This is a genomic window from Nocardia thraciensis (assembly GCF_054782435.1).
This window is the reverse complement of the sequence record NZ_BAAGSM010000010.1, coordinates 76,226-99,466: the sequence shown is the minus strand read 5'-3', so window position 1 is coordinate 99,466 and position 23,241 is coordinate 76,226. Positions and strand designations below refer to the sequence as shown.

Here is a 23,241-nt window from a genome sequence, read left to right as displayed (position 1 = left end):
TTACCAGCCGGAGTCGGTGACGCCGCGACCGCGTTCACCGTCCGAAACGGCTTCGACGTCGGTGAACCGCATGGTCTCCGCGGACTCCGCGAGCCGCTCCGGCGCGCCCGGAGGTGCGGTGGAAACCGGTGGCGGAGAGGGTGTTTCGGCGCTGAGGTCGGGCATGTCCTCGATCAGGTCCGTCAGCTTGGGCAGCCGAGCGCGCTGATCGTGCAGCGGCATCATCAGTTCCTGCCCCTTGCGGGCGGCCTCGGCGGCGGCCTGCTGCGCGGCCTCGGTGAAGGCCTTGGCCAGCTCCGGACAGGTCAGGTCCTCGGCCCCCGCGGCCAGCTTCGTCTCGATGACAACGCCGTCGGCGTTCACCGTCACCGTCACCCGCTTGCGGACGGTCGCGGTGCCCGTCAGCCGCGTACGTTCCTGCTGAATGCGCGAGATCGTCCGCAACTGGTCCCGGACGCCGTCCAGGACCGCGGCCATCTCCGCCTTCGCGTGTTCGTTTGTCACCCCGGCCCCCGATCAGCGCCGGAAGTTGGCGCGGTCCTGGCCCTCCAGCTTCGTGGCGGCGTCCTGCTGCCCCCGGGAGAAGTCACCGAAGGTGGTCTGGAAGTTACCGGCGTTGTCGTACAGGTTCTTTCGGGTGACGCCGTAGCCGTTCGGGCCGTCGTAGAACTGCGAGCCGATCTTGTCGTTACCCCAGGGCGAGCCGGAATCCAGCGACCCCTGCAGCGTGTTGATGACATCCTGGATCTTGTCCCGGAGATCCCCCGTCTTGGTGGACGCCTTGCGGAACCGTTCCGGATCGAGCTCAACGGTCATCGTCATTCCCTCCACGTTCTGCCGCCCGCGCCCGCCCGACGCCGGTGTACATCACTGCACGATGACAGCCGGGAGGAAATCGCTTCTTGCCTGAACGTGAACGGCAGATACCCCGGTGGGTGAACGGGATTCGTTCACCACCAGGACCGCGGGCGTACGCGGTTGGCCAGATCGACGAGCGCGTAGCGCTGCAACCTGCGCGGCGAGGTGCGCGCGACGGTCCGCAGCACCGTCTCCAGCCCCTCGCGCAAACCCGTTGCGGTACAGGGGAATCCCAGAATCGTGGACTGCTCCGGATCCGGCCGCCCGCCCGCGCGCACCCACGACAGCGCCGCGCCCAGCACGACGGCCTGCATCTGCAGCAGGCGCGGGTCGTCGGGCAGCGCCTCCAACCGGGCCTGCGCCTCGTGCAGATCGGCCTGCGTCAGCTCCTGCGGCGGCCGCGAGACCAGCAGCAGGCAGGCGGTGAGCCGGGCGGCGTTGTAGTGCCGCGACACCTCGGGCATCTGCTCCAACGTGCCGACCGCGGCCGCGACGTCGCCGTCGGCGACCTGCCTGCGTGCCAGGCCGAAGGCCGCGCTCGCCAGACCGCGGTCGACCTGCCACGCGGCGCGGTAGTGCGCCGCGGCGACCCGGGCCCAGCGTTCGCCGCCCCCGGACTCGGCGCCGAGCTGCACCAGCAGTTCGGCGGTAGCGGCCAGCGCGAGCTGTGGCGCGACCTCCCCCGGCACCGCGCCGTGTACGAGATCGAACAGCTTGTAGGCCCGTTCGATCCTGCCGTCGCCGAGTTCGGCGATTCCGCTGTACCAGTCCAGGCGCCAATCGCCGTGATACTCGGCCCGCAACCGGTCCAGGTCGGCGCGGGCGTCGTACACCCGGCGCAGATCGAGCTGCGCCCGGATCTCGGTCAGGGCGGCCTCCAGTTCGAAGGTCTCCGGCATGGCAATGTCGCCCGCGCTCATGTTGTCCCGGTGCAGCCGCAAGGTGTCCAGCGCCTGGTTCGGGTCGCCGTGCAGCAGCGGCGACACCAGTTCGTAGCTGGGGTCCTCGCTGTCGATCAACGGAACGGGCAGTGCGGCAAGCACACTGGCAGCATCGAGCGAGGGCGGGCGATACCGGCCGTCGATGATGCCGTCGGTCTGGCGCAGCAGTGCGGTGACCCCGAAATCGCCACGGGGAGCGCCGAATACGGACGACACCTGGGGGTGTCCGCGATCGGTGTCCGCGGCGAGCACCGCCCGCAGCACGCCGCCGAGCTGCCGATACATCGCGAACGTCGACGGAAACCGCTGTGCGGGATCGGGATGCGTGGCCCGGCGCAGCAGCCGCTCGAACGACGGGTACCGCCGCAGCACCGGCTCGCGATCGGCCGACGGCAGCCCCGGGAGCTTGCGGCCGCGCCGATCGGTGGGCAGATCCAGGGTGAGCGCGGCCAGCGTCCGGCCCACCGTGTAGATGTCGGACGCGATGGTCGGACCGGTGCTGGTGTACTCGGGCGCCTGGTATCCCTGTGTGCCGTACAGGCTGCCGCCCGACTGCCGGGCCGCCACCGCGCCCAGGTCGATGAGCTTGACCTCATCCTCGCTCACCATGATGTTGTCCGGCTTCAGATCGTTGTACGCCAGTCCGAACGAATGCAGATAGTCCAGTGCCGGAAGGATTTCCATCACGTAGGCGATGGCCTCGGCCACCGGCATGCGCCGCGGCGCGTGCATGTCGAGCACCGTCTTCAGGGAGCGGCCGCCGATGTACTCCATCACGATGTAACCGCACGACGCGCCGTCTGCGGCCCGGTGCGTGACGAAGTTGAAGATCTTCACGATCGCCGGATGCGCCATCTCCGAGAGGAACTGGCGTTCGGCGAGCGCGACCACGTTCGCCTCGAAGTCCAGCGGGTTCTGCAGGCCCTTCAGCACCACCCAGCGCCGGGCGACATTGCGATCGCGGGCCAGGTAGATCCAGCCCAGCCCGCCGTAGGCGAGACACCCCTGCACCTCGTACTGGTCGGCGACCAGATCGCCGGGGTTCAGCAGCGGACGGAAGTTGAACGGCGCGCCGCAGGACGCGCAGGTACCGGCCGACCGAGCCGGGCCGTCCGCCCCCGAGCGGCCGACCGGCTGCGAGCACTTCCAGCAGAACCGCTTGTCCTCGGGCACCTCGGGGTCGGACAGCATCGCGGTGGCCGGATCGGTAGAGGTGAACGCGGGAAGTGCGACCAGCCCGGCACCCAATCGCCGCACGCTGGGACGGGACCGACCCCCCTCACGGTTCGAGCCCGGGTCCTCGTGCTCCGAATTCTCGATCTCCGAAACCCCGTCTTCCGAATGCGACCGCTCCGAGCCGGTGAACTCCGGCGACCACGGACCGGTCGCGGAGCCGCCGGGGCGGGCAGCCCACCGGTAACTCCGGTCGGCGTCGCGCAGTTGCCGCGACGCCCACGGTTGCGAGCACAGGCGATCGGATGCGGTGGCATCGTCCGGCATGTGACCCTCTCAACCTATCGCGCCGCCCCGAAACCTGAACCGCCCCGCGGGACGGAGATCATCCGTCCCGCGGAGCGGCCGGGGCCGGTCCCATGCGGCGTCACAGAGTCGGGACCGACGGGCATTACCGCGATTCTGCCTCATCGCGGGGTTCGGGGTGTGGGCTCGCTTCGGAAGGCTCTTCTGCCACCTTGTCCTCGCGGTGCTCGAGCGGCCGCTCGGCCACCACGGGGAACTGCCCGGTGTAGCCCTCGCGCAGCGCCGCCACGTGCAGGACCTTGCGGCGCGCCAGGAACCAGCCGCCGACCAGCAGCGGGATCATGATCACCGCCATCGCGATGACGGCGCCGCGCTGGGTGTCGTCCTCGCCGAACAGCATGAGCAGCACCACGATCGCCATGAAGATCAGCGCGGCGATATTCGTGTAGGGCGCGCCCATCAGCTTGAAGGAGGGCCGCTGCATGCGTCCTTCCTTCGACCACTTCACCAGCTTCATCTGGCAGAGCAGAATGGCCGCCCACGCCGTGATGGTGCCGAGTGCCGACATGTTCAGCACGATCTCGAACGCCTTCTCCGGGACGATCGCGTTCAGCCCGACACCAGCCAGCGCGATGGTGCCGGTGGCGAGAATGCCCACGTAGGGAACGCCCTGCTTGGACATCCGGGACGCCAGGGAGGGAGCACTGCCGTTCATCGACATCGAGCGCAGGATCCGGCCGGTCGAGTACAGCCCGGCGTTCAGGCTGGAGAAGGCGGCGGTCAGCACCACCAGGTTCATCACCGTGCCGGCGCCGTCGACGCCGAGCTTGGAGAAGAAGGTCACGAACGGGCTCTCGCCGGACTTGAACGCGGTGAAGGGCAGCAGCAGCGCCAGCAGCACGAGCGAACCGACGTAGAACAGGGCGATGCGGGCGATGACCGAGTTGATCGCGCGCGGCATGATCTTCTCGGGGTTCTCGGCCTCACCGGCGGCCGTGCCGATGAGCTCCACCGCGGCGTAGGCGAACACCACACCGGTGACGGACAACACCAGCGGTAGCGTGCCGTTCGGCAGCAGTCCGCCGTGGTCGCTGATCACGCTGATACCGGTCTGCGCGCCCTCGATGGTGAAACGCCCGGCCAGGAAGATCGTTCCGACGATCAGGAAGCTCACCAGCGCGACCACCTTGATCAGTGCCGCCCAGAACTCCATCTCGCCGAACCACTTCACCGACACCATGTTGATGGCGACGACGATCGCCAGTGCCACCAGCGCGATCGTCCACTGCGGGATCACCTTGAACGCGCCCCAGAAATGGACGTAGGTGGCGATCGCGGTGATATCGACGATGCCCGTCATACACCAGTGGAAGAAGTACATCCAGCCCACGCCGAACGCCAGCTTCTCCCCATAGAACTCGCGGGCGTACGAGACGAACGAGCCCGACGACGGGCGGTGCAGCACCAGCTCGCCGAGCGCCCGCAGGATGAAGAAGACGAAGATGCCGCAGACGGCGTACGCGATGAAAAGGCTGGCTCCCGCCTCGTGGAGCCGACCGCCCGCGCCCAGGAACAGGCCGGTGCCGATCGCTCCGCCGATCGCGATCATCTGCAGCTGGCGAGGCCGCAGCGCCTTGTGATATCCCGCGTCTTCGGCGTCCAAGCCACGCGCGGCCGCCTCCGTCTCCGGCGGGTGTTGAACGGTGGTCATAGTGAGACCTCTCCTGTGATGCCGATCATACCATCAGTCCATGGAACATACCTCCAATCGATGGCACATACAACGCCGGAACGAAATTTGTAACGCCGCGGAAACCCGGCCGGGACGGTCGAAAGCGATTGCCCGGCAATAGCGATCGAAGCCGAAGCGCCGCGGACACGCGCGGGCGTCGTTTGCCCCCGCGTCACCCGTCCGACCAGGGCCGCCGCTTCGCTCACACGAGGCCGACCGGGGTGCCGGTGTGGTTTCCTTGAAACATGACATCGGGTGCGGAGTTCACGATCGACGAGCTGGCGCGCGAATCCGGCATGACCGTGCGCAGCCTGCGGGCCTACCAGGAGCGCGGCCTGTTGCCGCCGCCGCGCTTGAAGGGCAGGACCGGGATCTACAGCCCGCAGCACCTGAACCGCGTGCGCATCATCAGTCGGCTCATGGATCGCGGAATAAAGCTGAGCGGCATCCGGGAGCTGCTCGACGCCTGGGACCGCGGCGACGATCTGGGCGACGTCCTCGGCGTCAGCCTCGAGGCGGAGGGCGTCCCGCCGCGCGGCACCACGCCGCAGGGCCGACCCGAATCCGAAAAGACCATTGCGGCAACGGATCTCGCGGCCCGCTACGGCGAGGTACCCAACGGCCTGGCCCGGGTGGTAGCGGCCGGTCTGTACGAGCCGTTCGACGCCACCACCTATCGCGAGAGCGATCCGCAACTCGTCCGGTTCGCCGAGCAGCTGATGCTGTCCGGAGCGCCGCAGGTGCGGGTACTCGACGAGCTCGAGCGGCTGCGCGCCGACTGCGACCACATCGCCCGGCGCTTCGTCGACCTGTTCGAGAGCACCGCGGTCCAGCGGTATCAACAGTCCGAGCACACCCCCCACGACCTGGCCGAATTCTCCGAACAGCTGGCCACCACGCGGAGCCTGCCCGGCCGGGTGTCCGCCGAGCTGGTCGATCGGTTCGTGGGGCGGTACCTCGAGCATGCGACCAGGGGACTCGACGAGATACCGGACGAGCAGACCGAGCCCACGCGGCCCATCACCAGGACACGTCCCGCCGAGTAGTGGCACATAGGTAGCAAATCCGCCCGCCCGAGCGTCTGCGATGATCGCGGGCATGCGAGTACTTGTGCAGAGGGTGAGTTCGGCGCGGGTCACCGTCGGCCACGAGGTCGTCGGGCGCATCGATCCCGCCGCCGCGGGCGCGCCGCACGGCCTGCTCGCGCTGGTCGGCGTCACCCACGACGACACCGCGGCCACCGCGAAAGCGCTGGCGGACAAGCTGTTCCGGCTACGCGTCCTCGACGGCGAACGCTCCGCCGCCGATCTGAACGCGCCGATCCTGGTGGTCAGCCAGTTCACGCTGTACGCCGACACCACCAAGGGCCGCCGCCCGTCCTGGTCGGCGGCCGCCCCCGGCCCGATCGCGGAACCGCTGGTCGACGCGTTCGCCGCCACCCTGCGCCGGTTGGGCGCCACCGTCGCCACCGGCCGATTCGGGGCCCACATGCACATCGAGCTGGTCAACGACGGTCCGGTGACGGTACTGCTGGAGGCGTGACTCCCGACAGCGCCGCTACCCGGCGGACTGTGGCCGGAATGGAATCCGCGCGCGCGTTGATTGTGAAACGTCCAGTCGGACACGGAACGGCCGTGGCGCGGCATCGATCCGGTTAGTGTCGAGCACGACTCACGTCTGAGCAGCAGGCCCGATCGGGCCGGGAGATAAACCGGTATGCGCAAACGCCTTCCATACACCGCGGCATCGGAGCTGCGGGAGATTCTCGACTATTTCGGCAAATGCCCCGAATGTGGTTACCCCGCAAGGGCTTCGACGACCCTGCGAGATACCAGAACCGTCTTCGCCTCCTGCGACCGGCCGTGCGGCTGGACCGGCGTGGTGCCCCTGACGACGATGACCGAGCACCGGCGGCGGGCCGACGTGCACGACTGACGAGCGCCGTCGGCCAGCACCCGGAATTGCGCCGACTCACCCGCGTGGAACCAGTCGACGGTGATCCGGGGTCGTCCGGATCCACCACCCAGCTACCGATGCGCAACGCCAGCCCCTGCCGATCCCGGCTGATCTCACGGCTGCGGTGCTACAGGCGGCGTCCGCAACTGCGGCGGCACGGGACCGAACACCGGCGTTGACGAAACCGATGCGCCAGAACTACTCCGGACGCAACGTCAGAATCCGCGGCCCGTCCTCGGTGACCGCCACGGTGTGCTCCCAATGCGCGGCCCGGCTGCCGTCCTCGGTCACGACGGTCCAATCGTCGCCGAGAACCCGGGTCTGAGTAGTCCCCAAGGTGAGCATCGGCTCGATCGCAAGTACCGATCCCACAACGAGTTTCGGCCCCCGGCCCGGCTCGCCCTCGTTGGCGAGGAACGGGTCCATATGCATCTGCCGCCCGATACCGTGGCCCCCGTAGCCGTCCACGATGCCATAGGCGCGGTCGTGTTCCCGCTCGGCTGCCCGGGTGCCCAGCTCGATGGCGTGGGAGACGTCGGTGAGCCGGTTCTCGGGCAGCATGGCCGCGATACCGGCCTCCATCGACAGCTTGGTCGCCTCGCTCAGCAGCCGGTCGGCCTCGATGAGCTCGCCGATGCCGAACGTCCACGCCGAATCGCCGTGCCAGCCGTCGAGAATGGCGCCGCAGTCGATCGAGACCAGATCGCCCTCGGCCAGCACCTCGTCCTTGGTCGGAATCCCGTGCACCACACGGTCGTTCACCGAGGAGCAGATGGATCCCGGGAAGCCGTGGTAGCCCTTGAACGACGGCACGGCCCCGGCCTCGCGGATGATCTGCTCGGCTACCTCGTCCAATTCCAGCGTGGATACACCCGGCTTGGCCGCCGACCGCACCGCGACCAGCGCCTTGCCCACGACGGCCCCGGCGGCCGCCATCGCATCCAGCTCACCGGCGGTGCGGAACGGCACCACCTTCTTGTGCTTGCGGCCGAAGACCATTCGCGTCAGCGGCCCAGGGCCCGGAGCAGACGGTCGTTGACCTCGTCGACCTCGCCGACGCCGTCCACCGAGACGACCAGCCCGTCGTAGTGCTCGAGCAGCGGCTCGGTCTCCTCGCGGTACACGCGCATCCGGTTGCGGATCACCTCTTCGGTGTCGTCGGCGCGGCCACGGCCCATCATGCGGCCGACCACGACATCCTCGGACACCTCGAAGCTGAGCACGGCGTCCAGCTCGAACCCCGCCTCCTTCAGCATCTTCTCCAGCGCCTCGGCCTGGTCGACGGTGCGCGGGTACCCGTCGAGCACGAATCCGTTCGCGGCATCCGGCTCGGCGATGCGGGCCTCGACCATGCGGTTGGTCACGTCGCTGGGCACGAGATTGCCCGCGTCCAGGTACTTCTTCGCCTCGCGGCCCAGCGGCGTCTGCTGGTCGATGTTCGCACGGAACAGATTCCCCGTGGAGATATGCGGGACACCCAGCTTGTCCGACAGCAGTTCGGCCTGCGTGCCCTTGCCGGCACCCGGCGGTCCGAGCAGTACGAGTCTCACTTGAGGAACCCTTCGTAATTTCTGTTCATCAGCTGGCTCTCGATCTGTTTGACCGTATCGAGGCCAACACTCACGACGATCAGCACGGCCGTGCCACCGAACGGCAGGTTCTGCAAACCGCTCGAATTGCCCATATTAAGGAACAGGTTGGGCAGTACCGCCACGGCACCGAGATAGAGGGAGCCGGGGAGGGTGATGCGGCTCAGGACGTAGTTCAGATAATCGGCGGTCGGCTTACCGGGGCGGTACCCCGGAATGAAGCCGCCGAACTTCTTCATCTCGTCCGCGCGTTCCTCCGGATTGAACGTGATCGCCACGTAGAAGTAGGTGAAGAACACGATCAGCGCGAAGTAGATGACGATGTACGCCACATTCGTCGGATCCACCAGGTACTTCTGGATGATCTCCTGCCACCAGCTGGGGTCGGTCGAATTCGTCGACTGCGTCAACTGGGCGACCAGGTTCGGCAGGTACAGCAGCGACGACGCGAAGATCACCGGGATGACACCCGCCTGATTGACCTTCAACGGCAGATACGTGGAGGAACCGCCGTACATCTTGCGGCCGACCACGCGCTTGGCGTACTGCACCGGTATTCGGCGCTGACCCTGCTCGACGAAGATCACCGCGACGATCACCAGGAAGGCGCCGACGCACACCAGGGAGAAGATCAGCGCACCCTTGCTGTCCAGGATCGCCTTGCCCTCACCGGGAATCCGGGCCGCGATACCCGCGAAGATCAGCAGCGACATGCCGTTGCCGACGCCGCGCTCGGTGATCTGCTCGCCGAACCACATCACCAGCGCCGCACCGGCGGTCATCACCAGCACGATGATGATCATGCCGAAGATGCTGGTGTCGGCGAGGATGTCCTCCTGACAGCCGCGCAGCAGCTGACCGCGGGCCGCGAGCGCCACGAGGCCGGTGGCCTGCAGGATCGCCAACGCGATCGACAGGTACCGGGTGTACTGCGTCATCTTGGTCTGGCCGGCTTGGCCTTCCTTGCGCAGTTCCTCGAAGCGCGGAATGACCACCGTCAGCAGCTGGATGATGATGCTCGCGGTGATGTACGGCATGATGCCGATCGCGAACACCGACAGCTGCAGCAGCGCACCGCCGGAGAACAGGTTGATCAGCTGGTAGATCCCGGCGTTCTCGCCGCCGGACACCTGCTCGATACACGTCCGGATCGCCTTGTAGTCGACACCGGGCGACGGCAGCGCGGCACCGACGCGGTACAGCGCGACGAGGCCCAGCGTGAAGAGAATCTTCCGCCGTAAGTCCGGGGTCCGGAAAGCCGATACGAAGGCGGAAAGCACAGATCCTCCTGGCTAACGACATGGGGCAGGGCAGACAACAACTTGACTTTAACAGCGACGCCGGACGGGCTCTCACCCGTCCGGCGCCCCCTACTACATAAGGTAACTGTCAGCCCAGCTCGGTGGCGGTTCCACCGGCGGCGGTGATCTTCTCCTTGGCGGAGCCGGAGAACTTGTCGGCGGAAACCTGAACGGCCACACCGATTTCGCCCTCGCCGAGCACCTTCACCAGTTCGTTCTTGCGCACCAGACCGGCCGCGACCAACTGGTCCTTGTCGATCGCACCGCCCTCGGGGAACTTCACGGCGATGTCACCGACGTTCACGACCTGGTACTCGGTCCGGAACGGGTTGTTGAAGCCCTTCAGCTTCGGCAGCCGCATGTGCAGCGGCATCTGGCCACCCTCGAAGCGGGCGGGCACGTTCTTGCGAGCCTTCGTACCCTTGGTACCGCGGCCCGCGGTCTTGCCCTTGGATGCCTCACCGCGACCCACGCGGGTCTTCTCGGTCTTGGCGCCCGGGGCCGGACGCAGGTGGTGGAGCTTGATGGTCATGCCTTGACCTCCTCAACATTTACGAGGTGGCGCACGACGTTGATCAGCCCGCGGTTCTCGGCGGTGTCCTCGCGAACGACGGACTTGCGGATGCCCTTCAGTCCGAGGGTGCGCAGCGAATCGCGCTGATTCTTCTTGGCGCCGATCGTGGACTTGATCTGGGTCACCTTCAGCTGGGTCATATCAGGCTCCCACTCCCGCGCGCGCACGCAGCATGCCCGCAGGTGCCACATCCTCGAGCGGCAGGCCACGGCGGGCCGCCACCTCTTCGGGACGCTGCAGCATCTTCAGGGCCGCCACGGTCGCGTGCACGACGTTGATCGCGTTGTCGCTGCCGAGCGACTTGGCCAGGATGTCGTGGATGCCCGCGCATTCCAGCACGGCACGCGCGGCGCCACCGGCGATCACACCGGTACCCGGCGAGGCCGGACGCAGCATGACAACACCGGCCGCCGCCTCACCCTGAACCGGGTGGGTGATGGTGGAGCCGATCATCGGGACGCGGAAGAAGTTCTTGCGCGCCTCCTCGACACCCTTCTGGATGGCCGCCGGCACTTCCTTGGCCTTGCCGTAACCGACGCCGACCAAGCCGTTGCCGTCGCCCACGATCACCAGGGCGGTGAAGCTGAAGCGCCGACCACCCTTGACAACCTTGGACACGCGGTTGATCGCGACAACGCGCTCGAGCTGGTTCTTCTCGGCGGCATCGTTGCGACGATCGTCGCGGCGGTTACGCCCGCCGCCACGCTCCTGGCGGCCGCCCTCGTTCGAATTCTGTCCGGCGGGTCCGTTTCCGCCGTCACGCCGCTGACGTCCCGGCATCAGACGTTCCTTCCGTTCATGCGCTTGGTGCTGGTCATTAGAACTTCAACCCGCCTTCCCGTGCGGCATCCGCCAGGGCGGCGATGCGGCCGTGGTAGTCGTGGCCGCCGCGGTCGAAGACCACGACCTCCACACCGACGGCCTTGGCGCGGGCGGCGATCAGCTCGCCGACCTTGCGGCCCTTGGCGGTCTTGTCGCCCTCGACGGCCCGCACGTCGGGCTCGATCGACGAGGCGGCGGCGACAGTCTTGCCGACCGAGTCGTCCACCAGTTGGGCGTGCAGGTGCCGCGCGGAGCGGAACACGACCAGGCGCGGCGCCTCGGCGGTACCGGCGACCTTCTTGCGCAGCCGGAAGTGCCGGCGCGTCTTCGCGACTCGGCGACGGGTCGACACGTCCTTGCCGAGCGGCTTGCGCGCGGCCTTCTGAGTATCAGTTTGTGCCATGGCTTACTTACCCGTCTTCCCTTCCTTGCGCCGCACGACCTCGCCCTCGTAGCGAATGCCCTTGCCCTTGTACGGGTCGGGCTTGCGCAGGCGGTGGATCACCGCGGCGACCTGGCCGACCCGCTGCTTGTCGATGCCGGACACCGAGAACTTGGTGGGGGCCTCGACCTTGAGGGTGATGCCCTCGGGGGCCTTCACCGGAACCGGGTGGCTGTAGCCGAGCGCGAACTCGAGGTCGCTGCCCTTCTGCTGCACGCGGTAACCCACGCCGAAGATTTCCATCTTCTTCTCGTAGCCCTGCGAGACACCGATGATCATGTTGTTGATCAGGGTGCGGGTCAGACCGTGCAGGGAACGGTTGCGGCGCTCGTCGTCGGGACGAACCACCTCGAGTTCACCGTTCTCGGCCTTGGTGATCGTGATCGGCTCGGCGATCACGTGCGACAGGGTGCCCTTGGGGCCCTTGACCGACACGCTCTGGCCGTCGATGTTCACCTCGACGCCGGAAGGAACGGCAATCGGCCTCTTACCGATACGCGACATTGTTCCTAACCTCCCTTACCAGACGTAGGCGAGGACTTCGCCGCCCACGCCGTGTTGCTTGGCCTGACGGTCCGTGAGCAGGCCCTGCGACGTGGAGATGATGGCCACGCCCAGGCCGCCCAGCACCTTGGGCAGGTTGGTGGATTTCGCGTACACCCGCAGACCCGGCTTCGAGACGCGGCGCACGCCCTGCAGGCTGCGCTCCCGGCTCTGGCCGTACTTCAGGTCGACGACCAGGGTCTTGCCGACGGTCGCGTCTTCGGTGCGGAAGTCGGCGATGTAGCCCTCACGCTTCAGGATCTCGGCGATATTCGCCTTGAGCTTCGAATGCGGAGCCTTCACCTGATCGTGGTACGCCGAGTTGGCGTTGCGCAGACGGGTCAGGAAGTCTGCGATCGGATCAGTCATGGTCATGCTTGACCGCTCACCTTTCTCGCCGCGGTTCCCATACAGCACCCGCGTCCCTTTCGGCACGCCGATCGTGGGCCTACAGCAATTCGGCTGGTCCGGCCGACGATCTGTCAGCCGGTTGAGTACGTATCGCCTGGGTGGTGCACACGCGAACATGGGCACAGCGGTGCCCAGGCAACTGCTCCAGTGTAAGCAAGGCCCTCGTCGCGACCAAAACCGGGGGGACGTGAGGTTGCGCTCAACAGGACGAACGCCGGAGCCGTCAGCGGTCAGGGGCGCATATATGACACAATACTCATATGCCTCTCAAGCGCACCATGGTCTACGCCGACGCCGAGGACCTGGCTGCCATCAAGGAGGCGGCCGCGCACAGCAACGTCAGCGAGGCCGAGATCATCCGCAACGCGATCCATCTGGCAGCGATGCGAGTTCGCCGCCGGTCGGAACCACTGCGCCTGCGCCGTTTCGCGAGTGGTGATCCCACGCTCGCCGAGCGGGTGGACGACATCCTCGCCGATGGCTTCGGCAGCGAGGATATCGGCGGCGACTCGGCCGACCGCTGATGCTCGACCCCGAGGGCCTCGGGATCGTCATAGCCGACACCTCCGGCCTCATCGCCGCCTTCGACACCTCGTCACCGGACAGCGACGGTGCCTTCCGGGTTCTCGAAGAGGCTGGGCTGGTCGTCCTGTCGCCGCTGGTGCTGGCCGAGGTCGACCATGTCGCACGGCGGGAGCTGGGTCGGCGCATCTCGGTCGAGATGATCGAGGATCTCACGATCCAGACGCGGACCGAGCACTTCGAAGTGGCCGTCGTGAACACCGATGTCCTCGACCAGGCGAACGCCCTGCGCCGGCTCTATCCCGACCTGCGTCTCGACCTCGCCGACGCGGTGTCGGTGGCGCTCGCCGCAGACTACGAGACCAACGAAATCCTCACCCTCGACAGGCGAGATTTCCGCGCTCTCACTCCCCTGACCTCGCACAAAGCATTCCGCGTACTGCCTGACGATTTACCCGGGTGATCGTCGCACGACACAGCCGCTGCCCGGGCTTCCCGCATCCGAGCGACGCGGAATCGGCGTGTGCGGCTGTGCTGCCGTGCGACGTCACCGCACTCAACGCAGTACGGAAGCCGAGGGGACCACGACGCCGTAGAGGTCGCCGATGGTGGCGAGGGCGCTGCGGTGCAGCTGCTCGGCGGATACGTCGCCGGTCACAGTGGGCAGGGGCCGGGTCGCGCAGGCGTCCGCGACGACCGTCGGGTGGTTGCCGCGCAGGAAGGCGCCCTCGGTGGTTCGTTCGCGCACTCCTTACATGGACCTGCAACCAGTGCGGGAACGACCAGAGGGTGCGGGAATTGGAACTCTGCCGACCGGTAGGCGCGGTCGCGGTCAGAGGTTTCGGATTATGCGGCAGGGGTTCCCGGCGGCGAAGACCTGTACCGGTAGGTCTCTCGTGACGACGCTGCCCGCACCGACGACCGTGTTCGCGCCGATCGTGACTCCGGGGCAGACGATGACACCGCCGCCCAACCAGACGTTGTCGCCGATGGTGATCGGAGCCGCTGTCTCCCAGCGGCGGCGGCGCAGTTCGTGGTCTTCCATCGGGTGCAGGGCCGTCAGCAGCTGGGCGCGCGGGCCGATCGACACATCGTCACCGATGGTGACCGGGGCGCAGTCCAGCACGATCGCGTCGTAGTTCAGAAAACTGTTGCGGCCCAACCTGACCAGATGGCCGTAGTCGCATTGGAACCGCGGCATGACCCACGAATCCTCGCCGATGGCGCCGAGCAGCCGCTCGAGAATCTCGCGGCGCTCGGCGTCCGCACCCGACCGGGTCTCGTTGAACCGGTCCAGCATTTCCTGACAGGCGCGACGCTCCGCGACCAGTTCCGGGTCATTGTCCCGATAGGGTTCTCCGCGCAGCATGCGCTCCTTGTGCGTCACCACGGCAACGATCTTGCCTCGACGGGTCTACCCGGCGGCAGCCCCCGCCTGTCTGCCACTCGGTGGTTCTCGGCAATCGCATCACACGAGAAATGCCCCTTGGCGGCTACCCCACCGCGCGGCCGAGGAAGGCCAGGAGCCGGGTTTGATCGTCCGCGCCGGACGGCGGGTTGACCTCGGGGCCGAAGAATCCGGGCGCGCGAACGATATTGGCGTGCGCCCACGTGGAGGCCCGCGCGACCAGGTCGGGTGGGACCTGGATGTCGATTCCGAGCGGATGACCCATATCCCAGGCGTGGGTGATCGAATCGGTCAGCAGCAACGGCAGGATGGCCGCGAGGGGGATCTCACCGATGCCCGTGATCTGGGTGATCCGGGCCAGCGCCGCATCGGTCAGCGCGGCATCGCACGCGGCGCGCGCCGCCCGGAAGGTCTCGACCGGATCCTCACCCGCCAGCACGGCGGGATGCGCGGACCCTGGCGCCCCGCTGCGGTCGGTGAACTCCTCCCCCGTCGCCCAGGCCCGCATCTGCCGCTGCGCCCAGGCGACGTGCCCGGCGATATCGCGAACCGTCCACTCGGCACAGGCCGACGGCGAATCCCACTGGTCCGCCCCGACTTTCGCCAACACCCCTTCCAGTTCGTCCACCGCCCGCCGATAGGCCCGCAAAGTCTCATCCATAGCTGTTCCTCGCTCTCGAGGGTCATTGTCACAGCAAGGACGATCAGCACCCACCCATCTCGACACCACCAACTGAGAACCCATCCGGCAATTGACGGCGACCAATTCATAGCAGCGCATAGCATCCGCCGCTATAATCAGGACATGACGAAAACGATCACACAGGCGGAGCTGCGCAACGGCAGCGCCGGCGTGATGGATGCACTCGAAGCCGGCGAGGACTTCGTCATAACCCGCAATGGACGACCGGTCGGCGAACTACGCCCACTCGCTCCGCGGCAGGACATGACGATCACGGAACTCAAGGCACGGCTCGCCCGATTCGCCGGAACCGCGAGCGGCGCAGCCGAACGAGCCGAAATCGAGGCCACGTTCGGCGAGGACCGCCTGGATGACTGAGTCGACACCAGAGGAGCAACGGTTCCCGGTGGGGCTACTGGATACCTGTGTCCTCATCGATATCGATGCCATCGCCGACACCGACCTTCCAGTTCGAGCGAGGATAAGTACTGTCACGCTTGCCGAGTTGGGCCTGGGAATCGCTCTCGCCGGGACACCGGAAGCACTCGCGCTGCGCACCGAGCGACTTCTCGAAGTCGAGCACGGCTTCGACGCCCTCCCGTTCTCGTCGACAGCAGCACGGCGGTTCACCTCCATGGCCAAACTGGTGGTCGCTTCGGGACGAAATCCGAAGCCGCGCAAAATGGATCTGATGATCGCCGCTATCGCATCGGTCAACGACCTGCCACTGTTCACGCGCAACGCGGATGACTTCAAGGGGTTGGACCCGTTGTTGACCGTGGTCTCGGTATGAAATTGAGATTCCCGGGATATGCGAATGCGGTGGTCCGTCTGTGACGGACCACCGCACCGGCTTTCAGCTGGGGCTTACCAGCTGGACTTGTGGACGCCCGGGAGTTCGCCCCGGTGGGCCATTTCGCGCAGGCAGACGCGGCACAGGCCGAACTTGCGGTAGACCGCGTGGGGGCGGCCGCAGCGCTGGCAGCGGGTGTAGGCGCGAACGGCGAACTTCGGCTTCGCGTTGGCCTTGTTGATCAGAGCTTTCTTAGCCATGTGCTCAGTTCTCCTTGAACGGGAAGCCGAGGTGACGGAGCAGCGCGCGGCCCTCCTCGTCGTTGGTAGCCGTCGTCACGACCGTGATGTCCATACCGCGCGGGCGGTCGATCTTGTCCACGTCGATCTCGTGGAACATCGACTGCTCGCTCAGGCCGAACGTGTAGTTGCCATTGCCGTCGAACTGCTTCGGCGACAGGCCGCGGAAGTCGCGGATACGCGGGAGCGCGATGGACACCAGGCGGTCCAGGAACTCCCACATGCGGTCGCCGCGCAGGGTGACCCGGGCGCCGATCGGCATGCCCTCACGCAGCTTGAACTGCGCGATCGACTTGCGGGCCTTGCGGATCTCCGGCTTCTGACCGGTGATCAGGGCCAGGTCGGCGACGGCGCCGTTGATCAGCTTGGCGTCGCGGGCGGCGTCACCGACACCCATGTTCACGACAACCTTCACCACGCCCGGGATCTGCATCACGTTGGCGTAGTCGAATTCCTTGTTCAGCGCGTCCTTGATCTCCGCGCGGTAGCGCAGCTTCAGGCGGGGCTGAATGTTTTCCGTAGTGGTCATCAGATGTCCTTCCCGTTGCGACGGGAGATGCGCACCCGCTTGCCGTTCTCGTCGGTGCGGTAACCCACGCGGGTCGGCTTGCCGTCGGAGTCGACAACCATCACGTTCGAGACGTGGATGGGCGCCTCCTGGGTCACGATGCCGCCCGAGCTGGCGCCACGCTGGTTCGCGGAGTTCGCGACATGCTTCTTGATCCGGTTCACGCCCTCGACCAGGACCTTTTCGGTCTGCGGGAAGGCCTGGATGACCTTGCCCTTCGCACCCTTGTCCTTACCCGAGACGACGATCACGGTGTCGCCCTTGTGCACCTTCATGTCAGAGCACCTCCGGGGCCAGCGAAACGATCTTCATGAAACGCTTGTCACGCAGCTCGCGGCCCACGGGGCCGAAGATGCGGGTGCCGCGCGGATCGTTGTCCGGCTTGATCAGCACCGCGGCGTTCTCGTCGAAACGGATGTAGGAACCATCCGGACGACGGCGCTCCTTGGTGGTACGCACGATGACGGCCTTGACGACATCACCCTTCTTGACGTTTCCGCCGGGGATGGCATCTTTCACGGTGGCGACGATCACGTCGCCGATACCGGCATAGCGACGCGACGACCCGCCGAGCACGCGGATGCAGAGGATCTCCTTGGCACCCGTGTTGTCGGCGACGCGCAGTCGCGACTCCTGCTGAATCACTTCAGCTCCTCCTAGACCTGGACGATATGCACGCCGGATTCCGACCCGACGGGCATGGCCAGTTGCCCTCCGCACGCGCGCCTGCCAGCGGTTTCGCAGATCTGGGTAGATCAACCACTGTGGGTTCGCGGCCGGAGTGTGGGCACAGTCGTCCCACAGGCAACCGGTTCAGTGTAGCGAAGGCCCAGGTGGGCCCCAAATCGGGGATCCCGGCGAAAAGCGTGCCGGAAATGAGGAGGGAGCTGCACGCCAGGAATGAGGAGGGGCCGCACGCCGGGACGGGGGAAGCGGCCGCGCGCCGGGATGGGGGAAGCGGCCGTATGCCGGGATGGGGGGCTGCACGCCGGGACTGAGGAGGTGGCCTGCATGCCGGGAATGGGGGCCGCACGCCGGGGACGGGAGAACAGCCGCGCGCCGGGAACGGGGGAAGCGGCCGCGCGCCGGGAACGGGGGAGGTGGCTGCACGCCGGGACGGGGGAAGCGGCCGCACGCCGGGATGGGAGGGGGCTGCGCTGGGAACAGGAGAGCAGCCCTACGCCGGGGAACAGGAGTAGGACCGCATGCGGGAGGGGCCGTGCGTGGCGAGGGCGTGGATTCAGCGTTTGCTCAGCCCGCTCTACTAACGTTCGCCCAAGCTACCTCCGAGCAAGCACACGCCGTCGACAGAGGAGACCCGTGACCGCGCCCGAGCGTTCGTCCAGACTCGCCCGCCGCACCTTTCTGACCGCCCTCGGGTTGGTACCCGCCGCGGCGGCGCTGGCCTCGTGCACCTCCGATTCGGCGGCTTCCAGGCCGCTGTCCGGACCGGACATGTCCGGCGCGGATCCGGCGGTCCGACCCCAGGACGATCTGTTCCGGTTCGTCAACGGCACCTGGCTGCGGGACTACCGACTGCCCCCGGACAAGACCTCCTTCGGCAGCTTCGACGAGGTGAACGATCGCGTCGAGGGCGAGCTGAAGGAGATCATCGAGGGGATCGAGGATCCGGAGGACGGGACCGCGGACCAGCAGATCCGCGATCTGTACGACGCGCGCATGAACGAGGACGAGCTGAACAGGCTCGGCATCTCGCCCCTGCAGGACCTGTTCGCGCAGATCGACGGGGCGGCGAACAAGACCGACCTGGCCAGGGTAATGGGTTCGCTGCCCAACGTCGGGCTGATCGGCCTGGGCGTGACGGCCGATCCGATGGACTCCACGGCCAACCAGCCGGTGGTCGCGCAGTCCGGACTCGGGCTCGGCGAGCAGTATTACCGCAAACCCGAATACGCCCAGAAACTCGCCGCCTACCGCACGTTCATGGAGCGCATCGCCGCGGGTGCGGGCTTCCCCGATCCGGCCGCGTACGCGCAGCGAGTGGTCGATCTGGAGACCCGCATCGCCGCCGGGTTCTGGGACAACGTCCGCACCCGCGACGCCTCGGCCACCTACAACCTGCGCAGCTGGGCCGAATTGGCCTCGCTCGCACCGGGATTCGCCTGGGACGCCTGGCTGGCGGGCAATACCGACCGGCCCAGGGAACTGTTCGCGACCGTGAACGTCGCCGAACCGTCGTTCGTCACCGAGGCCGGAAAGCTGTGGGACGAGGTCGACATCCCCACCTGGCGCGACTATCTGAAGCTGAGCCTGGTCCGCGAGTACGCGCCGAATCTGACCAAGGACATCGCCGACGCCAACTTCGACTTCTTCGGCAAGGTGATGCAGGGCATGCGGGAGCGGCCGGAGCGGTGGCGGTCGGCCGTGAACACGGTCAACTCCAACCTCGGCGAACAGCTCGGAAAAGTGTACGTGGCCAAGTACTTCCCGCCCGAGGCGAAGGACCGCGCCGACCAGATGGTGTCGGACCTGATGACGGCCTACCGCGACAACTTCCGCAATTCGAACTGGATGTCGCCGCAGACCCGGGACGCCGCCATCGCGAAGCTGGACAAGATCAATGCCAAGATCGGCTACCCGGACAAGTGGACCGACTACTCCGGGCTGCGGATCACCCGCGGTAAGCTGGTCGAATCCCTGCGCGCCGCTACCGCTTTCGAGGCGAAGCGGATGTTCGCCAAGCTGGGCAAGCCCGTCGACAAGTCCGAGTGGGGCATGCCGCCGCAGACCGTGAACGCCTACTACAACCCCTCCGGCAACGAGATCGTGTTCCCGGCGGCGTTCCTGCAGCCGCCGTTCTTCGATTCCAAGGCGGGGGCGGCGGTGAACTTCGGCGCGGGCGGTGCGGTGATCGGCCACGAGATCGGGCACGGCTTCGACGACCAGGGCTCCAAGTACGACGGCGACGGCAACCTGAAGGACTGGTGGACGCCGCAGGACAAGGCCGCCTTCGAGGCCAAGACCAAGCAGCTAATCACGCAGTACAGCGCCCTGGTGCCTGAGGGCCTGGCGCCCGATCAGCATGTCAACGGCGAACTCACGGTGGGCGAGAACCTGGCCGACCTGCGCGGTTTGATGATCTCCCTGGCCGCCTACCGGATCGCCGAGCAGCGCGACGGCACCGAGAACCCCGACTACCACCCGGTCTTCGAATCCTGGGGCCGCACCTGGCGCACCAAGCAGACTCCGCAGGCCACCGAGACCCAGATCGCGAGCGACCCGCACTCCCCCGCCGAATTCCGCTGCAACCAGGTGGTCCGCAACCTGCCGGAGTTCTACGCCACCTACAACGTGCAGGAGGCCGACACGTTGTTCCTTCCCCAGGACCAGCGGGTCGCGCTGTAGGAGACCCCGGCCAAAAGCACGCCGGGGAATGAAGGGAGCGCGTGCCCGGACATGAGAGTGGAGCGCATCGCACCTTTTGGGCTGTTGTGCCGGTAGCCTTTGCGCAGCAAGTCGGCTACGAGCATGGGTGCGGGGTCTGCCCGCCGGGGAGTGGGTTTCTGGTGACATCGTCGGGTCCGGTGCGCCTCGAGCGTCGTACGTTTCTGATCGCGATGGGACTGGTGCCCGCGGCCGCCGCGCTCGGGGCATGTTCGAAGGACGAAGCGCCGAGGCAGTTGCGCGGGGCGGATGCGTCGGGCGTCGACGAGGCGGTGCGCCCGCAGGACGATCTGTACCGGTACGTCAACGGCAAGTGGCTGCGCGAATATCAGCTGCCGCCGGACAAGTCGGGGTACAGCGCGGGCACCGAGGCGGCCGAGCGCACGCAGGATCAACTGCGCGAAATCATCGACGGCATCTCCGATCCGGAGGAGGGAACCGAGGCCCAGCACATCCGCGACCTCTATGACGCCAGGGTGGACTGGGACGAGATCGAGCGGCTGGGCATGACCCCGCTGCAGCCGATGTTCGACCAGATCGACAAGGCCGCAACGAAACCCGAGCTGGCCCGCGTGATGGGCGAACTGCCGCTGGGCGGGCTCATCGGGCTCGGCGTCGGTATCGACCGCAAGAAAACCGACAGCTATGTGGCCTCGATCGGCCAGTCGGGCATCGGACTGGGCGAGGAGTACTACCGCAAGCCCGAGTACGCCGACAAACTCGCCGCATACCGCACGTTCATGGAGCAGATCGCCGCGGGCGCCGGACTTCCCGATCCGGCGGCGCTGGCCGGGCGCGTGGTCGATCTGGAGATCCGCATCGCGGCCCACCACTGGGACAACGTTCGCCTGCGCGATGCGAACGCCACCTACAACCGGATGACCTGGGCCCAGGTGACCGATCTCGGCAAGGGATTCGACTGGGACCCTTGGCTTTCCGGCACCACAGACCGACCGAAGGACCTCTTCGCCGAGCTGGTGGTGGGCCAGCCGTCGTATATCCCGGCCGCGGCGCAGCTGTGGACGGAGGTGGATATCGCCGGTTGGCGAGAGTACTTGAAACTCAGTCTCGTTCGCTCCTTCGCCAAGTATCTGCCCAAGGCGATCAACGACGCCAACTTCCACTTCAACGGCACCGTCATGCTGGGGCAGAAGGAGCGCCCCGAGCGCTGGAAGTACGGGGTCGGCATCGTCCAGGAGTCACTGGGCGAGCAGCTCGGAAAGCTCTACGTGGACAAGTACTTCCCGCCGGAGGCCAAGGACGAGGTCAAGAAGATGGTGGCCGACCTGATGGAGGCCTACCGCGAGGACTTCCGCCACTCCAGCTGGATGACCCCGACCACCCGGGACGCGGCGCTGGTCAAGCTCGAGAAGATGACCGTCAAGCTCGGGTACCCGGACAAGTGGACCGACTATTCCGGCCTGCGGATCACGCGCGGCAAGCTCGTCGAATCCCTGGTCGCCATCAACAATTTCGAGGCCAAGCGGGCGTTCAACCGGCTCGGGACCCCGGTGGACAAGGCCGAATGGAACAGCACGCCGCAGACGGTCAACGCCTTCTACTCGCCGCCGAACAACGAGATCACCTTCCCCGCAGCGTATTTGCAGCCGCCGTTCTTCGACAAGGATGCGCAGCCCGCGGTCAACTTCGGCGCGGTCGGCGCCACCATCGGCCACGAGATCGGCCACGGTTTCGACGATCAGGGCTCCAAATACGACGCCACCGGCAACCTGCGCAACTGGTGGACGCCCGAGGACCGCGCCGCCTTCGACGCGAAGTCCAAGCAGTTGGTGGACCAGTTCAACGTGCTGGTGCCCGAGGGGCTCGAACCGAATCAGCACGTCAACGGCGAGCTGACGCTGGGCGAGAACCTGGCCGATCTGCGCGGCCTGCAGATCGCGCTCGCCGCCTACGGCATGGCCGAGCGGCGCGCCGGTCGAGAACCCGACTACCGCAGTATGTTCATGTCCTGGGCACGCAGCTGGCGCGGCAAGCAGACCAAGGAACTCACCGCCGAACTGCTCACGGATACCCACTCCCCCAACGAATTCCGCTGCAACCAGGTGGTGCGCAACCTGCGGGAGTTCTACGACACCTTCGGGGTGCGGGAGGGCGACGAGCTGTTCCTGCCGCCGGACCAGCGGGTCACGCTGTAGGGCCCCGCGAAACCGGGTGACGTTCGCGTGGCGCCGATATACTGCGAAGTCGGCGGGGACAACGGGACACGGGAGGCCGCTCGGTTATGCGCAGTTCGTTCTTCGGCAATATGGACCAGGGCCAGCTACCCGGGCACTTCGCCCTGCAGAACGCCAAGATGCTCCGGATCCAGCTCAACGGTGACGTGCTGGCCAAGCAGGGCTCCATGGTGGCCTTCCAGGGCCAGATGGACTTCGACTACGAAGGCGCCGGGGGCATCGGCAAATTCATCAAGAAGGCCGTGACGGGCGAGGGCGTGCAGTTGATGCGCGTCAAGGGCCAGGGGCTGCTGTTCCTGGCCGACGACGCCAACGATGTGCAGATGTTCTACCTGGAGAACGAGGGCATCACCGTCAACGGCGCCAACGTCCTCGCCTACGACGCCGGCCTCACCTCCAACATCCAGCGGGTGCAGGGTGCGGGCATGGCCTCGGGCGGCCTGTTCAACACCACCCTGCAGGGCACCGGATGGGTGGCGATCACGACCCACGGCGCACCGGTGATGCTGGACGCGGGCCGCGCCCCGACCTTCGCCGACGGCCAGTCCGCGGTCGCCTGGAGCACCAGCCTGCAGGTCGGCGTCAACCGCACCTTCAAGGCGGGCGCCCTGATCGGCCGCGGCAGCGGCGAGGCCATGCAACTGGCCTTCCGCGGCCAGGGTTTCGTCCTGGTCCAGGCCAGCGAGGGCCCCACGGTCCCGCCGCACACACACTGAGCCGC

Annotated in this window: 30 protein-coding genes; 10 read left to right on the top strand and 20 right to left on the bottom strand. The window is 66.9% G+C overall.

Features of this window, described 5'->3' with window-relative positions:
- From ACYVLQ_RS03750 to ACYVLQ_RS03735, 4 genes are all read right to left on the bottom strand, one after another.
- On the bottom strand, window positions 1–504 hold the full coding sequence (locus tag ACYVLQ_RS03750; protein ID WP_460695944.1) for a YbaB/EbfC family nucleoid-associated protein: 504 nt from the start codon (window positions 502–504) through the stop codon (window positions 1–3).
- A gap of 12 nt (window positions 505–516) precedes the next feature.
- Window positions 517–816, bottom strand: coding sequence for a hypothetical protein (locus ACYVLQ_RS03745; protein WP_460695943.1), 300 nt, complete (start codon window positions 814–816; stop codon window positions 517–519).
- A gap of 134 nt (window positions 817–950) precedes the next feature.
- Window positions 951–3,299, bottom strand: coding sequence for a serine/threonine-protein kinase (locus tag ACYVLQ_RS03740; protein WP_460695942.1), 2,349 nt, complete (start codon window positions 3,297–3,299; stop codon window positions 951–953).
- 124 nt (window positions 3,300–3,423) lie between these two features.
- Window positions 3,424–4,989, bottom strand: a complete 1,566-nt coding sequence (locus ACYVLQ_RS03735; protein ID WP_460695941.1) for an amino acid permease — start codon at window positions 4,987–4,989, stop codon at window positions 3,424–3,426.
- A gap of 266 nt (window positions 4,990–5,255) precedes the next feature.
- On the opposite strand from ACYVLQ_RS03735, the gene ACYVLQ_RS03730 reads away from it, so the two are divergent.
- The 3 genes from ACYVLQ_RS03730 to ACYVLQ_RS03720 all read left to right on the top strand — a co-directional run bounded on the left by ACYVLQ_RS03730 (window position 5,256) and on the right by ACYVLQ_RS03720 (window position 6,945).
- Window positions 5,256–6,056, top strand: coding sequence for a MerR family transcriptional regulator (locus tag ACYVLQ_RS03730; RefSeq protein WP_460695940.1), 801 nt, complete (start codon window positions 5,256–5,258; stop codon window positions 6,054–6,056).
- 52 nt (window positions 6,057–6,108) lie between these two features.
- Window positions 6,109–6,552, top strand: coding sequence for a D-aminoacyl-tRNA deacylase (gene dtd / locus ACYVLQ_RS03725; RefSeq protein ID WP_460695939.1), 444 nt, complete (start codon window positions 6,109–6,111; stop codon window positions 6,550–6,552).
- Between the two features lie 174 nt (window positions 6,553–6,726).
- Window positions 6,727–6,945 (top strand): hypothetical protein, encoded by a 219-nt coding sequence (locus ACYVLQ_RS03720; protein WP_460695938.1) that lies wholly within the window; start codon window positions 6,727–6,729, stop codon window positions 6,943–6,945.
- Window positions 6,946–7,164: 219 nt separating this feature from the next.
- Here the strand turns inward: ACYVLQ_RS03720 and map are convergent, their stop codons facing one another.
- From map to rpsH, 9 genes are all read right to left on the bottom strand, one after another.
- Window positions 7,165–7,965 (bottom strand): type I methionyl aminopeptidase, encoded by an 801-nt coding sequence (map, locus tag ACYVLQ_RS03715; protein WP_460695937.1) that lies wholly within the window; start codon window positions 7,963–7,965, stop codon window positions 7,165–7,167.
- A gap of 5 nt (window positions 7,966–7,970) precedes the next feature.
- On the bottom strand, window positions 7,971–8,516 hold the full coding sequence (locus ACYVLQ_RS03710) for an adenylate kinase (RefSeq protein ID WP_460695936.1): 546 nt from the start codon (window positions 8,514–8,516) through the stop codon (window positions 7,971–7,973).
- A complete protein-coding gene (gene secY, locus ACYVLQ_RS03705) occupies window positions 8,513–9,835 on the bottom strand; it encodes a preprotein translocase subunit SecY (protein ID WP_460695935.1) in 1,323 nt (440 codons plus the stop codon). The genes ACYVLQ_RS03710 and secY overlap by 4 nt, the downstream gene beginning before the upstream one ends.
- Window positions 9,836–9,944: 109 nt before the next feature.
- A complete protein-coding gene (gene rplO / locus ACYVLQ_RS03700; protein ID WP_460695934.1) occupies window positions 9,945–10,388 on the bottom strand; it encodes a 50S ribosomal protein L15 in 444 nt (147 codons plus the stop codon).
- Window positions 10,385–10,570, bottom strand: coding sequence for a 50S ribosomal protein L30 (rpmD, locus tag ACYVLQ_RS03695; protein ID WP_068020629.1), 186 nt, complete (start codon window positions 10,568–10,570; stop codon window positions 10,385–10,387). The genes rplO and rpmD overlap by 4 nt, the downstream gene beginning before the upstream one ends.
- A gap of 1 nt (window position 10,571) precedes the next feature.
- Window positions 10,572–11,210 (bottom strand): 30S ribosomal protein S5, encoded by a 639-nt coding sequence (rpsE, locus tag ACYVLQ_RS03690; protein WP_460695933.1) that lies wholly within the window; start codon window positions 11,208–11,210, stop codon window positions 10,572–10,574.
- Window positions 11,211–11,247: 37 nt separating this feature from the next.
- Window positions 11,248–11,655: a 50S ribosomal protein L18 gene (gene rplR, locus ACYVLQ_RS03685; RefSeq protein ID WP_460695932.1), complete on the bottom strand. Its 408-nt coding sequence runs from the start codon at window positions 11,653–11,655 to the stop codon at window positions 11,248–11,250.
- A gap of 3 nt (window positions 11,656–11,658) precedes the next feature.
- On the bottom strand, window positions 11,659–12,198 hold the full coding sequence (gene rplF / locus ACYVLQ_RS03680; protein ID WP_460695931.1) for a 50S ribosomal protein L6: 540 nt from the start codon (window positions 12,196–12,198) through the stop codon (window positions 11,659–11,661).
- Window positions 12,199–12,213: 15 nt separating this feature from the next.
- Entirely contained in the window at window positions 12,214–12,612 is a 399-nt protein-coding gene (rpsH, locus tag ACYVLQ_RS03675; protein WP_460695930.1) for a 30S ribosomal protein S8, read from the bottom strand.
- Window positions 12,613–12,908: 296 nt separating this feature from the next.
- On the opposite strand from rpsH, the gene ACYVLQ_RS03670 reads away from it, so the two are divergent.
- Both ACYVLQ_RS03670 and ACYVLQ_RS03665 read left to right on the top strand, forming a co-directional pair.
- Window positions 12,909–13,172: a ribbon-helix-helix domain-containing protein gene (locus tag ACYVLQ_RS03670; protein ID WP_460695929.1), complete on the top strand. Its 264-nt coding sequence runs from the start codon at window positions 12,909–12,911 to the stop codon at window positions 13,170–13,172.
- Window positions 13,172–13,633 carry a PIN domain-containing protein gene (locus ACYVLQ_RS03665; RefSeq protein WP_460695928.1) on the top strand — a complete coding sequence of 154 codons (462 nt, stop codon included), beginning with the start codon at window positions 13,172–13,174 and terminating at the stop codon, window positions 13,631–13,633. The genes ACYVLQ_RS03670 and ACYVLQ_RS03665 overlap by 1 nt, the downstream gene beginning before the upstream one ends.
- A 93-nt stretch (window positions 13,634–13,726) precedes the next feature.
- On the opposite strand, the gene ACYVLQ_RS03660 is transcribed toward ACYVLQ_RS03665, so the two are convergent.
- The 3 genes from ACYVLQ_RS03660 to ACYVLQ_RS03650 form a co-directional block, all read right to left on the bottom strand.
- Complete coding sequence (locus ACYVLQ_RS03660; protein WP_460695927.1) at window positions 13,727–13,918, bottom strand: hypothetical protein; 192 nt, start codon at window positions 13,916–13,918, stop codon at window positions 13,727–13,729.
- Between the two features lie 84 nt (window positions 13,919–14,002).
- Window positions 14,003–14,539 (bottom strand): sugar O-acetyltransferase, encoded by a 537-nt coding sequence (locus ACYVLQ_RS03655; protein ID WP_460696178.1) that lies wholly within the window; start codon window positions 14,537–14,539, stop codon window positions 14,003–14,005.
- A gap of 124 nt (window positions 14,540–14,663) precedes the next feature.
- Window positions 14,664–15,239: a TIGR03086 family metal-binding protein gene (locus ACYVLQ_RS03650; RefSeq protein WP_460695926.1), complete on the bottom strand. Its 576-nt coding sequence runs from the start codon at window positions 15,237–15,239 to the stop codon at window positions 14,664–14,666.
- Between the two features lie 144 nt (window positions 15,240–15,383).
- On the opposite strand from ACYVLQ_RS03650, the gene ACYVLQ_RS03645 reads away from it, so the two are divergent.
- Window positions 15,384–15,638 (top strand): type II toxin-antitoxin system Phd/YefM family antitoxin, encoded by a 255-nt coding sequence (locus ACYVLQ_RS03645; RefSeq protein ID WP_460695925.1) that lies wholly within the window; start codon window positions 15,384–15,386, stop codon window positions 15,636–15,638.
- Window positions 15,631–16,053 (top strand): type II toxin-antitoxin system VapC family toxin, encoded by a 423-nt coding sequence (locus tag ACYVLQ_RS03640; protein ID WP_460695924.1) that lies wholly within the window; start codon window positions 15,631–15,633, stop codon window positions 16,051–16,053. Before ACYVLQ_RS03645 ends, ACYVLQ_RS03640 begins: the two co-directional genes overlap by 8 nt.
- A 74-nt stretch (window positions 16,054–16,127) precedes the next feature.
- Here the strand turns inward: ACYVLQ_RS03640 and ACYVLQ_RS03635 are convergent, their stop codons facing one another.
- The 4 genes from ACYVLQ_RS03635 to rplN are packed head-to-tail and all read right to left on the bottom strand — an operon-like array spanning window position 16,128 to window position 17,565.
- Entirely contained in the window at window positions 16,128–16,313 is a 186-nt protein-coding gene (locus ACYVLQ_RS03635) for a type Z 30S ribosomal protein S14 (RefSeq protein ID WP_029923637.1), read from the bottom strand.
- 4 nt (window positions 16,314–16,317) lie between these two features.
- On the bottom strand, window positions 16,318–16,881 hold the full coding sequence (gene rplE, locus ACYVLQ_RS03630) for a 50S ribosomal protein L5 (protein WP_460695923.1): 564 nt from the start codon (window positions 16,879–16,881) through the stop codon (window positions 16,318–16,320).
- Window positions 16,881–17,195: a 50S ribosomal protein L24 gene (gene rplX / locus ACYVLQ_RS03625; protein WP_068020612.1), complete on the bottom strand. Its 315-nt coding sequence runs from the start codon at window positions 17,193–17,195 to the stop codon at window positions 16,881–16,883. The genes rplE and rplX overlap by 1 nt, the downstream gene beginning before the upstream one ends.
- Before the next feature lies 1 nt (window position 17,196).
- Window positions 17,197–17,565 (bottom strand): 50S ribosomal protein L14, encoded by a 369-nt coding sequence (rplN, locus tag ACYVLQ_RS03620; RefSeq protein ID WP_280266752.1) that lies wholly within the window; start codon window positions 17,563–17,565, stop codon window positions 17,197–17,199.
- A 675-nt stretch (window positions 17,566–18,240) separates the two neighbouring features.
- Here rplN and ACYVLQ_RS03615 point away from each other — a divergent pair.
- The 3 genes from ACYVLQ_RS03615 to ACYVLQ_RS03605 all read left to right on the top strand — a co-directional run bounded on the left by ACYVLQ_RS03615 (window position 18,241) and on the right by ACYVLQ_RS03605 (window position 23,236).
- A complete protein-coding gene (locus ACYVLQ_RS03615; RefSeq protein ID WP_460695922.1) occupies window positions 18,241–20,286 on the top strand; it encodes a M13 family metallopeptidase in 2,046 nt (681 codons plus the stop codon).
- Between the two features lie 161 nt (window positions 20,287–20,447).
- Window positions 20,448–22,481: a M13 family metallopeptidase gene (locus ACYVLQ_RS03610; protein ID WP_460695921.1), complete on the top strand. Its 2,034-nt coding sequence runs from the start codon at window positions 20,448–20,450 to the stop codon at window positions 22,479–22,481.
- 86 nt (window positions 22,482–22,567) lie between these two features.
- Window positions 22,568–23,236 carry an AIM24 family protein gene (locus tag ACYVLQ_RS03605; protein ID WP_460695920.1) on the top strand — a complete coding sequence of 223 codons (669 nt, stop codon included), beginning with the start codon at window positions 22,568–22,570 and terminating at the stop codon, window positions 23,234–23,236.
- Window positions 23,237–23,241: the final 5 nt, after the last annotated feature.